Raw genomic sequence first — 12803 nt, forward strand, 5'->3', positions numbered from 1 at the left:
GATAGCGCCTGGCGGGCGACATTGCAGGTGTCTCGGGACAGCTGGTTCTTGCGGCCCGCCATCGCGATGGTCATGGCCATGGCGGGCCGCAAGAACCTCAGTGCTGCTGTGTGGCTTTGCGCTTCTTGTCCTCGCTCTGGGCCTTGCCGTTCCCGCGATGCGCGGGCGGCGCCGGGTGCGCATTGGCATGCGATGCCGGCTCGGGTCGGGCTGCTGCCGGGTGCGGGGCAGGGCGCAGCGGGGCGTGCTCCACCGGGCGTGGTGCGGCGGCGGCGTGGACGGGTGCCGGGCGCGGCGGTGCTTCGCGCACGGGCGCGGGGTGTGGCTGGGGACGGGCGACCCCATGGGGCGCTTCGTGCGCGACGGCGCGTTGCACCGGAGGAGCAGCCTGCGGGGCACGCGCCGCCGGGGCGGGCGGTGCGCGACGGGCCATTGGCGGATTCGGGCTTTCCGTACGCTGCTGGCTGCGCGGCGACTGCGGCCGCCCCGGTTGAGCGGGGGCGCTGCCGTGTGCGAAGCGTGCGGGTTCGGCGCCGCGCACCGGCGTACCGAAATGCGGCATGGTCATGGGCTGCGCGGCCGGCTTCGATGCGACCTGTCCCGGCATGGCCGCCGGCGCGCCGGCGGCGCGCCCGTTGACCGCACGCCGGTTGCCGACGTTGCTGTAGCCGCGATTGCCCGGGTTGCCGGTGGTCGTGCGGTTGTTGCTGTTGAGGTAGTTGACCGTGCGGCTGTTGTTGATGTTGTGGGTGGTGTAGCGGTTGACGACCGTGTTGGAACGCGAAACGTAGACGGTGTTGTTGTGCACCACCGCCGGGCGTCGCCAGCCGCCACCGCCCGGGCCGCCCGGTCTGCCGCCACGGCCGCCCCAGTTCATGCCCCAGCTGTTCCAGCCCCAACCGGGGTTCGGGCCTGGACCAGGGCCACCATCGTGATGGTGTTCGAACAGTGCGCCCACCACGATGCCCACGCCGAAGGCGATGGCGCCGGTCGCCACGATCTGGCCGGTGCTGTAGCCGGAAGGCTGCACATAGGTGTAGCCGGGGTAGGGCTCCACCGGTTCACCGTAGACGGTCTCCGGATCGTATTGCGGCACGTAGACCGTGTCGGACTGCGCCGGCAGGATCTCGATGGTCTGCCCCGGCGCCGGGACCACGGCGGGGCCGGCATATTCCGGCGGGGCATTCTCGTCCGCCACGCTCTCCTCGTCGGACGGAGCCGCCGCGGCCTGGCTGACCACCTGCATCTGCGACGAGCTGCGTAGGCTGCCCTTGCTCGCGGCACGTTCGCGCATCACCTGGATCGCGTTCATCACGTCGGAAGGATCGTTGACGTAGGTCTCGCCGAGCGCGGTGGTCCACTGGATGTTCTGCGCCATCTGGTCCAGCACGGAAGGGAACTGGGTCAGGCCCTTGACGCTGGGATCCCACGGCTGCGGATCGACTGCACTGGCCAGTTGCGCGCCTTTCAGGCCCGGTTGCTGCTGCAGCATGTTGTCGGCGGCGGTGATCTGGTCGGGATAGGTCGAACCGGCGAGCACCTGCGCCACCAGCTTGTCGGGGAACAGCGCGATCGGCGCCACCATCTGGTAGAGCTGGTCCGCCGTGGGCGGGGTGTAGGGCGCCGACTGTTGCGCGGTGCTGCCGGCGGCCGCAGGCGCCGTGCCGGCGGCGGCCGGGTTCGCGGCCTGCGGATTGGGTGACTGGCTGCAGCCGGCCAGCATCACGGCACCGGCGCAGAGCAACGCGCACGCGGCGTTCCGGGCAGGGGTTCGGTCGATCATCGGAGGCACTCCATTGAGGATGACGATGGAACGGAAGTGGTGTGTCATCGAGGATGACAATGGAACGGAGGTTGCGCGTCGATTATCGCCATGTGCATCACGCGACAATCGTTGCACGCGGTGTCTCGGTCATGCGCGATTCGGCCAAAAGGACGATGGCGCGCATTTTCTTGCGTGTGCGTTCAGCGCTCGTAGCGGTAGTTGAAGCTGGCGCGGTTGAATTCGGTGGCGCTCTGCGCCTCGAAGTTCCAGCGATGGTTCAGCCGATAGCGCAGGGTGATCACCTCGCCGGGTTCGAAAAGACCTACGCCATAACTGAGGTAGAGTCGCGGCGAGAGGTATTTGCCCACGGTGAACGCGGAGTTGCCGCCCAGCGCCTCGTTGCTGGAAACGCCGATGTCGTCCACGCCGATCTTCGAGCCGATGCTCTTGGCCAGCAGGTTGCCTGCCGCCGAACCCAGCGCCTGCGCGGCGGCGCCCAGCATGTCGCCTTCGCCGCCCTTCACCTGCGACAGCGGTTTGCCGGTGATCAGGTAGGAAAGCGCGTCGGATTGTTCCATCAGCGGATTGGAGAACACCGTGAGCACCGGGCGCTGTGCGGTGCCGGAGATCTGTAGGCCCACTTCCTGGCCTTCGTCGATGGTGGCGTTGGGGTTGAGCTTGCGGATCGCGCGGATGTCCAGGCCGGGATTGTCGATCGGCGTGCTGGCGAAGAGCAGCTTGCCGCGCTGGATCGCGAGGTTCTGGCCGTAGGCCTTGTAGGTGCCGCTCACCGTGATCTGGCCCTGGCCGGTGGTGGCGCGTCCCGGGCGCTCGTTCACCGTGAGCACGCCGGCGAGCCGGCCGTCCAGGCCCATGCCGGTGAGGTGCGTCTTGCGACCCAGGTCCACCTTCACCGTGGCGATGAACGGCAGCGCTGCGCCGGGTTCGGGCTGCTTGCGGTCGACCACCACCACGTCGGGCGAGGCCCGGCTGGCGCCGGCGCCCGGCAGCTTGTCGAGGTTCACGTCGGCGCTGTCCAGCAGTACCGAGCCGCCGAGATCGAGGCCTTGCGCGTTGCGCTGCAGACGCAGATCGGGACTGATCGCGACCTTGGCGGCAGGGATGTCGGCGGCGGTGAACTGGCTGCCCTTGATCGCGATGTCGGTGGTGATGGCGCCGCCCAGGCCGGCGACGCCGTTCACCGCGAGCGTGCCCGTGCCGGACTGCACGCTGCCATCCACGCGCAGGCTGTGCGTGTCGATCGCGCGCACCGTCAGCTTGCCCTGGGCGAGTTTCAATCCTGCCGCCGGAACCTCCGCGGCGAAATTGCCCAGCGTCGCCGCGCCGCTGACAGCCGGCTGCGCCAGCGTGCCGCCGAGGCGGAAGTTGCCGCTGGCCTGGCCATGCACGTTGGCCAGCGTGTTGCCGAGCAGTTCCAGGAAGGCGAGGTTGTTGAAGCGCAGGTCGAGCTGGCCGCCCAGCATCTGCTGCTTGCCGCTCAGGCTCATCTGGCCATTCAGGCTGCCACCGTGGTCGAGGCTGGCGCGCAGGCTGAAGCGCTGGCTGTTCGCGCCGAGCTCGGCGTCCAGCGCGAAATCGTCGTAGCTCAGCAGCGGCGCCTCGGCGTGTTCGGTGTACGTGATGCTGCCGTGGCTGGAGCCGATGCTGGCGTTGCCGCTGAGCACGCCGGCGGCGCTGCGGCGCAGCTGGCCGTCGCCCTGCAGGCTGCCGTCCACGCGCAGCGGCAGGGCGGATTCGCCGGCGGCGTTGAGCAGCAGTGCCAGCGGCAGCGCGCGCAGCCGGTAGCTGGCGTCGAGGTTGCCGGCCTTGTCCTGCTTCGCGCTCGCGCACAGCAGCGGGTCGCCCGCGCTGAGGCACAGCTCGCTGACGCTGAAGGCGCCGTCGCGCCAGGCCAGCTGGCTGGGGTGCTGCAGGCGCCAGCCGGGCAGGCCCTGCGGTTCGAGGTTCAGCGTGGACAGCGTGCCGTTCCATGCACCGTTCTTCAGCGCGCCGTGTAGCGCCAGCACGCCGGAGAGCTGGGTGCCGCGCGTGTCCAGTTCCAGCCGGTGGTCGCCCTGGCTGCCCTCGGCGAGCAGGTGGATGCGCTGGAACACCAGGCCGCCGAGATGCGCGCCGTTGGCGGTGAGTTCCAGCTTGCCGGCGGGATGGCTGATGTCGGGAACGCCGGCGACCAGTTGCAGCGTGTCCACGCGCTGCTGCTGCCACGCCAGCGCGCCGCCCTGCAGGTGGCCGTTGACGGCCAGTTTCGGCAACAGGCCGCGGATGTTGAATTGGCCGTCCAGACGGCCGCCGGCATCGGGCAGCCAGTCGCCCAGCGAGGCGATGGCGAGCTTCAGGTTCGCGTCATTGGCGCGGCCCGGCCTGGCGTCGAGTTGAACCGTGCTGCCGCCGGAAGCCAGCTGCAGTTGGCCGTCGAGCACTTTTCCGGGCGACAGGTGCAGTTTTCCGTGGCCACCCACGCTGCGTTCGCGCAGGCGCCCGGCAAGTTGCCTGAGTTCCAGCGTGGCGTCGGGGCCGGTTTTCGCCAGCGTACCCTGGCTTGCGAAGGCGAAATCCAGCGCGCCGTTCCACCCCGCGAACAACTGGCCGGGATCGAAGCGGCTGGCCTTGACGTCGAGCTGCCAACCCAATGTCGGCTGCAGTTGCAGCGTGCCCTCCGCCTGCAACTGGCCCTGCGGCTGCTGCAGCGTGAGCGGATGCAGGGCGATGGCTTGCGGCGTGCCGTCCAGGTTCAGCGCCAGATGCGCCGGTTTGCCGGGCGGGCCGATGCTGACGTCGCCATCGGCGTGGAAGCGGTCGGCGTTGCCCTGCGCGGTCAGCTTGCCCGCGCTGGCCAGCGCTTGGCCGACCAGGTCGGCGGGCAGTTGCACGTCGCTCCACTGCAGGGCGAGTTGGCCGCCCAGCGGTTTCGCGTCGAGCTGCAGCGTGCCGCTGGCATCGAGCCGGCCCTTGACCTGCGGCGAGCCGAGCGTGAGTTGCTGCAGCTCCAGCGTCTTGCCGTCGTCACTGAAGCGCGCGCGCAGCGGCTGCAGCAGCAGGCGGTACTGGTCGAGGTCCAGCGTGCCGTCGAGTTCGCCGCCATGGCGGTCGCCGTGGCCTCGCACGGTGACCGCCAGCGATTTCAGCGCGCTGTCGCCGAGCAGTGGTTTGGGGTCGAAGCGCGGCGCGCTAAGCGTGGCCTTCCAGTTGTACGTGCTGCTCTGGGTGAGTTCGAGATGCAGGCGTGCCGCCATCGGTTGCTGCAAGGTCAGGTCCAGCTGCGCCTGCGTGCCGTCGCTGCTGGCGACGAGCTGGCCCGCGTAGTCGGTCCCGCCCAGTTTCCACGCGAACCCGGCCTTGCCGCTGCCGCGCTGGCGGCGTGCGAGCGCGAACCGCCCTTCGAGATCGGCGTGGCCATCCGGTGCGCGCAGCTTCAGCGCGTCGATGGCGATGCCCGCGTGCGTCCAGCGGCCGGCGAGGTCGAGGCTGTCGGAGGCGAACAGCGGCTGGCCGGCCTGGCTCACGCGCACCGTGCCGACGTGGACGCGATCCAGCAGCAGGTCTACCGGCGGCTGCAGCGAGAAGCTGCCGGAGCTTGTGCTGTTCTCCGTGCTCTTTGGCAGCGCCACCGCCACGCCTTCGACATCGAGGTCGCGCACGTGCACGCGACGGGCCAACAGCGACCAGAAGCGCAGGTCGAGCCGCGCGCGGGCCACGTCGACCACGGTGCCCTGGCCATCGTCGTAGCGCAGGCCGTCGAGCTGCAGCGGGCCGATCAGCGAGCCCTGCGCCTGCTTCCATTGCAGCGCGCCGTGCGTGGCCGACTGCGCGCGCGCCAGCGCGAAGCGCAGGCCCGCGCCGGTGGCGAGCAGCCACCACAGCGTGGCCGCCACGACCAGCAGCACGATGGCGAACGCGATGGCGATGCGCTTCAGCCACTTCATGAAACCTGGATCCTCCGTTGCTGGTGCGTTTGCCGTATCCCGAAGTCCGGAGCCAAGCCTTGCTTATGGCCTGAAAACGGGCTCCTGCCCGTTTTCAGGCTCGCCGGAACCGCGATGCGGTTCCGGCTCCGCCGCATCGGCCACGCAGTGGCCGATGCGCGGGCGATCCATCCATGGATCGCGCGCCCGCTCACAGGTCTGGCCCGATGACGAGGTGCAGGACGACGCCGTGGCGTTGCGAGTCGTGGATCGGCGTGCCCAGGTCCACCCGGATCATGCCCACCGGCGAGCGCCAGCGCACGCCGATGCCGGTGCCGAGCTTCGGCCGGTAATCGGTACCGTCGAAGGCGTTGCCCGCATCGAGGAAGGTGGCGATGCCCCAGTTGCGGGTGAAGTAATGCTCCACCTCGGCGCTGGCCACCAGCAGGCTGGTGCCGCCGAGCACGCGGCCGTAGCTGTTCTCGGGGCCGATGGACTGGTAGCCGTAGCCGCGCACCGACTGGTCGCCGCCGGCGAAGAAACGCAGTTGCGGCGGCAATGCGGCGAAATCGTCGGTCCAGGTGTGGCCGGCGCTGCCGCGCAGGATCAGCCGGTTGCGCTGCTTCGCGCCGAACGCGTGTATCCATTTCGCATCGGCGGTGAGCTGGCTGAAGCTGGCCGAGGAGAGCAGGCCGCCTGCCGTGCTGCGCGCCGCGAAGTTCAGCGACCAGCCGTTGTGCACGAAGTCGAAGTTGTCCGCCTGCTTGCGCGACAGCGAGGCTTCGGCGAACACCAGCGTGCTGCTGCCGTGCTCGATGCCGGGCGTGCTGTCCGGCTCGTCGCCGCGCTTGCCCACGGTGAAGGTGCCTGACAGCGCGTGCAGGCCCACGGTGCGTGTCCAGTCGTGCCACAGCCGCGTCTCGTTGGCGACCAGTTCCAGCGTGCGCGACTGCGACGTGCTGGTGTCGGCGTCGCGGAAGTTGGCGCCGTAGTTGAAACTGCGCTGGTTGTCGCCGGGCATCGGGACGGAGTACAGCGTGGAGAGCGTCTTCAGCCGCTGCGCCAGCACCAGCTCGTTCTTCCACTTGTGGCCGCGCCGGTTCACCCAGCGGCGCTCCACGCCGCCGCGCACGCCGAAGCCGGTGTCGGTGCCGATGAACGGGCCGCCGGTGTAGATCGTCTGTTTCGCCGGCGCCAGCTCCACCTTGATGTCGACCTTGCCGTCGGCCTTCTCGTCGACCTGCGGGAGCACGTTGACCACGGCGAAGTAGTCCGCGCCGTTCAATGCCTGCTGCAGCTGCAGCAGCTGGTCCTGGTCGAAGTAGTCGCCGGACTTGAACGGCAGGTAGCGATCCAGGAAGCCTTCGCTGAACTGCGAACCTTCGAAATGCACCGTGCCGTAGCGGTAGCGTCGCCCCGCTTGCCAGGCCAGCTTGATCGCCGCGCTGCGCTGCGCGGTATTCACTTCCACGCGATGCGTCACCAGCTTCGCGTCGAGAAAGCCGTTCGCGGTGAGCGTGGCCGACAGCGCGTCGCGCGCGGCGTCGTAGCTGGCATCGTCCAGCCGCTTGCCGCGCATGCGCTCGATCGCGCTGCGTGCGCGGCGGATCGACGGCAGCGCCAGCGCGGCAGCATCGAGCTGCACATCCACCGCAGTGACCTTGACCGGTTCGCCCGGGCGCACGTCCAGCGTCACCTTCCAGTCCTTGCCCACCGCTTGCAGCTGCGCGGCAACGTCCGCGTCGTAATAGCCGTAGGGCTCCAGCGCCGCCTTTGCCTGTGCCGGCGCCTGGGCGTACAGGCGTCGGACCTGTGCCTCGCTGACCTCGCGATGCGCGTACTGCGACAGTCCCACCGAGGCGGCGACTGCCTGCTGCAGCGGCTCGTCCACCCCCCGCACCACCAGTTGCACGCCGGCCTGCGCCAGCGACGCGAACAGCAGCATCGGCAGCAGGGCGAACAAGGCCAGGCGTCGGCGGGGGCGGCGCATGCTTAAGGGATCCATCCTCGCGGGGCGTTGGTGCAGCCGGGACAGCTTACCGAAGTGGGGATGGGTTGCGGATGAACCTGCGATGGCGCCTGCGCGGACAACGGAACGGTTCCGCGCCGCCGCCACGGCGCGAACCACCTCCTGCGTGTCCGGGGAGAGCAGTCATCCGGCGACCGGCAGGGGCGCGAAACCGCTTTGCCGGCTGCGTGGCGATCCCGGGTCGGCTGCACGTGCCGCCGGGGTCATCCCTTCGCGGGAAACCACATCTCCGCCTCGACCCGGAACGGCCGCGGCCGTATCCCGAGCAGGCGTTCGAGTTCGTCGTTGTCCGTCACCAGGTCGGCATCGAGCCGTTGCAGCGGACCCTGCAGTTTCTTCGGCGCGACGCGTCGTCCCGCATGCAGCAGCCATGCCGGCAGCGGCAGCGGCAGGATGCCGCGCGGCAGGCTCTGGCGAACACGGGCGAACATCGCGCCGGCGCTGAGTCGCTCGCCGCCGCCGATGGAAAGGATGCGCCCCGCGCTGGCGGGGCAGGCCAGCGCCGCGAGTACGGCGAGCGCGATGTCCTCGGCGTGCACCGGCTGGCGCATGCCGCGGCCGGCAGGCAGCGGGAACAGGCGCGTGCGCAGCGCGCGGCGGGCGATCGGGCTGAGACTCTTGTCCAGTCCAGCGCCATAGATCAGGGTGGGACGCAGCACGGTCCATGGCGCGCCGTGGCGGGCGCAGGCGGTGGCCAGCGCCTGCTCGCCGTCACGCAATTGCCGGGAGATGGCGCGTTCGGCCGGTACGCTGGAATCACGCTTGGTTTCCGCACTCATCGAACTGGTGGCGATCACCCGCGGCGGCTCGCTGCCGAAGTCCGCGCGTGCCAGCCATTGGGCGAACGGTCCCAGCGGACCGAAACTGATGATGGCTGCGGGTACGGGCAGTTCGCCGGGTACGGCGTCGGGCAGTTCGCCCTGCAGCCAGCGCAGGCCGGGTTCGGAGGTGCGGGCGTGGCGACTCAAGGCCAGCACGGATGCGCCGCCGGCCAGCAGGCGCGGCAGCAGGAAGTGGCCGATCTGGCTGCTACCGCCGAAAACCAATACCGTCATGCGAATATCAGGATCCCGATTGCAGGCGCGCGGCGAGGTCGAGCACGCGCGGGTGGTTCGGCGCCAGCTTGCGCGCCTGTTCCAGCGATTGTGCGGCGCCGCTGCGGTCACCCTGGGCGAGCTGGCGGTCGGCCTGGTCCAGCCAGGCACTGGCAAGGCGCTGGCTCATGATGCCTTGCGCGGCGTCGCCGGGGGCGAGGTCGGCGAGGTTGTCCAGCATCTGGCCGGCGCGGGGGAGGTCGCCGGCGGCGAGCGCGCGGTTGAACAACTGCTCCACCACGCCCGGCAGCGACTGCAGGCCCTGTTGCGCGACCGCGCTGTCGCCGTCGATCGCCAGCGCGTTGCGGTAGAGGTCGTAGGCACTGTTGCCGGGCGGCAGCATGATGTCGCCACGCTGCGTGGCAGCCTGGGCCTGTTCCAGCAGACGACTGACCTGCGCGCTCTGTTGCGGCGTCAATGCGGGCGGCGGAGCGGGCGCCGACTGGTCGTCGTTTGCAGGGGCGGGGGCGGGAGCGGCCTTGTGTGCCTGCATGCCTTGCAGGCGTGCGCGGGCGGCGGCGAGGTCGGCGGATTTCGGTGCCAGCGTGGCTGCATCGTCGAGCAGCTTGGCGGCCTGCGCGGTGTCGCCCGCATCCAGCGCGGCGTTGGCCTGCACGGTGAGCGCCTGGGCCACCTTGCCCAGCCCGGCTTCGGCCTGCGGATTGTCCGGACTCAGCGCGAGTGCGGTCTTGTAGTGCGCCAGCGCGGTGTCGTCGCCGGGGCCGTCGATGCGACCGGCGCGCAGCGCCTCGTCGCCCTGCTGCAGCGCGGTGTCCAGCGCGGCATTGCCCTGTTGCTGGGCCTGTGCACGGGCGGCACGCAGACCCGGCAGTGCGGCGTTGTTCGGCTGCAGCGCGGCGAGCTGCTCGATATCGGCATCGGCGCTGCTGCCGTCGTTGGCGTCCAGCGCTTTCTGTGCCTGCGCGGCCAGCGCATCGCCCACCTGATCCAGGCCATGGCGTGCCACCGCATTGCCGGGATCGGCCTGCAGCACCTGGCGGTACAGCGCGCCGGCACCGTGATCGCCGCCGAACTGGTTGGCGGCGAAGGCCTGCTGCGCCTGCTGCACCAGCACCGAGACCTGCACCTGCGAGGCACGCTTCGCGGTGATCTGCTGGTCGAGCCGGTCGACGTCGCTGCCACCGCCGAGCAGCTCGCGCGCCACCGCGGCCTTCTGCGCAGCCACGTCGAACTGGCTGGCCTGCAACGCCGCATCGGCCTGCGACAGTTCGGCCATGCCGACCTGGTGCAGGCCGTTGCGTGCGATGTCGTTGTCCGGCTCCAGCGCCACCGCGGCCTGGAACAGTTCGCGCGCACTGGTACCGTCGTGGCCGTCCAGATGGCCGGCCGCCAGCGCCTGCTGCGCGCGGCCCAGCACGTCGTTGAGTTCGGTGCGTGGCACCAGGTTGCGCAGGCGGTTCTGTTCGATCCACGCCCCACCGATCACGCCGATCAGCGCGAGTACGAGCACGGGCACCAGCCAGCCGCGGCGACGGGAGTGGTTTCGCATCGTCGAAGCACGGCGCCAGCGGCGGTGCGGCTCGTTGTCCTCCCAGGACGGGTCGTCGCGTGGCGGCGCGCTGCGCGGTGGCGCATCGAGCTGGTCGAGATCGCCCAGCGTGGGCTCGGTGCGCCCGCGGGATTCGGATTCGTGCTGGTCGCGGCGTCCGCTCATGGAGGCTGATGGTTCAATGAAACTCGAAATGTGGCCGTGGGTGGCCGCCTGTTTGACTCTTGCAACCAGGATTGGTTGCAAAGATCCCATCGCAGCTTAACATCGCGTCGCTGCGCCGCCGCATGGCACGGGAATGCGCGTTCAGCTTGCGCGCGAGCCACCGATTCGGTGTGCTTCCACCACGTTCGGCAGCGCCAGCAGGCGGCCGAGCAAGGTCGACAGCTGCTCGAAGTCGCGCACGCGCAGGGCGAAGCGCATTTCCACCTCGCCGCTCCTGGCGAAGGCGCGGCTAGAGGACGCGATGATCGGCGTGCCGGCGTTGCTGATCACGCCGGTGACGTCCTTCTGCAGGCCCTTGCGGTCGTAACCGCGCAACTCGATGTCCACCTCATAGGCCTGGGCGCCGGCCTTGCCCCAGTTCACCTCGATCACCCGGTCCGGGTCACGCCGCGCGAGCCGCGCGAGGCTGGCGCAGTCAGTGCGGTGCACCGACACGCCGCGGCCGCGGGTGATGAAGCCGCGCACCGGGTCGCCCGGCAATGGCTGGCAGCAGCGCGCCAGCGTGGTGAGCAGGTTGCCGATGCCCTCGATGCTGAGTGCGCCGGGGTCGCGCGCCGGTGTCGGCCGTGCGGGTGCCAGCGGCACGGCGTCGTCGTCCAGCGGCTGCGCGGCCTCCTGCAGCGCGCGCGCGATCTGGCCGGCGCTGATCTCGTTGAGCGCCAGCGCCACCAGCAGCTCGTCCTGGTTCTTCAGGTGGAAGTGCGCGGGCAGCTTCGCCAGGTCGACCTCGGGCAGGGCGAGGCGCTTCAGCTCGCGCTCGAACATCGCGCGGCCCACCGCGAGGTTGGCGTCGTGCGCCAGCCGGCGGAACCAGGCGCGCACCTTGTCGCGCGCCCGCGAGCTGTTGAGGTAGCCGTGGTGCGGCGACAGCCAGTCGCGGCTGGGCTCGGCCTGCTTCGCGGTGAGGATCTCCACGCGGTCGCCGCTCTGCGGCTGGAAGGTGAGCGGTACGATGCGGCCGTTGACCTTGGCGCCGCGGCAGCGATGGCCGACTTCGGTGTGCACGTGGTAGGCGAAATCCAGCACGGTGCCGCCGTGCGGCAGGTCCACCACTTCGCCGCGCGGCGTGAGCAGGTAGACGCGGTCCTCCATCAGCTCGGTGCGCAGGTCGGCGGCCAGCGTGCCCTCGTCCTCGCTGCGCGTGTCCAGCAGCTTGCGCATCCAGGCGATCTTCGCCTCGAACTCGGCGTCGGCGCCGCCGCCTTCCTTGTAGCGCCAGTGCGCGGCCACGCCGAGCTCGTTGGCGCGGTGCATCTCATGGGTGCGGATCTGCACTTCCAGCGTCTTGTCGCGCGGGCCGATCACCGCGGTGTGCAGCGAGCGGTAGCCATTGCCCTTGGGGCGCGCGAGGTAGTCGTCGAACTCGCGCGGCAGGTGCGGCCACAGCGTGTGCACCACGCCCAGCGCGGCGTAGCAGTCGGCCACCGTGTCCACCAGCACGCGTACCGCGCGGATGTCGTAGAGCTCGGAAAAATCCACGCCCTTGCGCTGCATCTTCTTCCAGATGGAATAGATGTGCTTGGGCCGGCCGGCCAGTTCGGCGCGGATGCCGGCGGCTTCGAGCGCACGGCCCAGTTCGTCCAGCGATTCGCGGATGAAGGCCTCGCGGTCGGCGCGGCGCTCGTCGAGCAGCTTGGCGATGCGCCGGTAGGTGTCGGGCTGCAGGTGGCGGAAGGCGAGGTCTTCCAGCTCCCACTTCAATTGCCAGATACCGAGCCGGTTGGCCAGTGGCGCATGGATGTCGCGGGTGAGCCGCGCCAGTTCCTGCCGTTCGGCCTCGGGCAGTGCCGCCGCCGCGCGCAGGCGCGCGAGCTGGCGCGCCAGCAGCACGAACACCACGCGCAGGTCGCGGATGATCGCCAGCAGCAGCCGGCGCAAACCCTCGGAACCGCCGTCCTGCGTGCGCTGCGCGTGCAGGGCCCATACCTGCTCGGCGGCCTGTTGGCCTTCCACCAGCCGGCGCACATCCTCGGGCAGGCGTGGCGCCTCGGCCTGCCACAGGGCGGCGTCCACGCGCGACAAGGCGAACCATAGCGCCGCCGCCTGCGTGGGTGCATCGCAGCCCATCATCGCCAGCAGGTCGAGCACGTCGGCGCACTCGGCCTGGCCGACCGGCCGCGCCAGGCAGGCCTCCAGCGCCGCGTTGAGCGCGGGCGGCAGCGTGCCGGCGCGGTCGCGCCAGGCTTGCAGGCGAGCGGGTGGCGTGGGCGTGGTCATGGCCGGGAGCGCATCGGGGATGATCCATTCTAGGTGGATC

The 12803-nt window shown here is 70.3% G+C and carries 6 protein-coding genes; all 6 read right to left on the reverse strand.

The window, feature by feature from the left end:
- Nucleotides 1-97: 97 nt before the first annotated feature.
- The 6 genes from ABQJ54_RS11870 to ABQJ54_RS11895 all read right to left on the reverse strand — a co-directional run bounded on the left by ABQJ54_RS11870 (nt 98) and on the right by ABQJ54_RS11895 (nt 12763).
- Nucleotides 98-1783, reverse strand: a complete 1686-nt coding sequence (locus ABQJ54_RS11870; RefSeq protein ID WP_367854521.1) for a DUF3300 domain-containing protein — start codon at nt 1781-1783, stop codon at nt 98-100.
- Between the two features lie 182 nt (nt 1784-1965).
- Nucleotides 1966-5709 carry a translocation/assembly module TamB domain-containing protein gene (locus tag ABQJ54_RS11875; RefSeq protein ID WP_367854522.1) on the reverse strand — a complete coding sequence of 1248 codons (3744 nt, stop codon included), beginning with the start codon at nt 5707-5709 and terminating at the stop codon, nt 1966-1968.
- A gap of 190 nt (nt 5710-5899) precedes the next feature.
- Complete coding sequence (locus tag ABQJ54_RS11880) at nt 5900-7678, reverse strand: autotransporter assembly complex protein TamA (protein WP_367854523.1); 1779 nt, start codon at nt 7676-7678, stop codon at nt 5900-5902.
- A 242-nt stretch (nt 7679-7920) separates the two neighbouring features.
- A complete protein-coding gene (locus ABQJ54_RS11885; RefSeq protein WP_367854524.1) occupies nt 7921-8772 on the reverse strand; it encodes an NAD-dependent epimerase/dehydratase family protein in 852 nt (283 codons plus the stop codon).
- Nucleotides 8773-8779: 7 nt separating this feature from the next.
- Nucleotides 8780-10486 (reverse strand): hypothetical protein, encoded by a 1707-nt coding sequence (locus tag ABQJ54_RS11890; RefSeq protein WP_367854525.1) that lies wholly within the window; start codon nt 10484-10486, stop codon nt 8780-8782.
- Between the two features lie 141 nt (nt 10487-10627).
- On the reverse strand, nt 10628-12763 hold the full coding sequence (locus ABQJ54_RS11895) for a RelA/SpoT family protein (RefSeq protein WP_367854526.1): 2136 nt from the start codon (nt 12761-12763) through the stop codon (nt 10628-10630).
- Nucleotides 12764-12803: the final 40 nt, after the last annotated feature.

The organism is Rhodanobacter lycopersici, from assembly GCF_040812335.1.
GTDB lineage: Bacteria > Pseudomonadota > Gammaproteobacteria > Xanthomonadales > Rhodanobacteraceae > Rhodanobacter_A > Rhodanobacter_A lycopersici.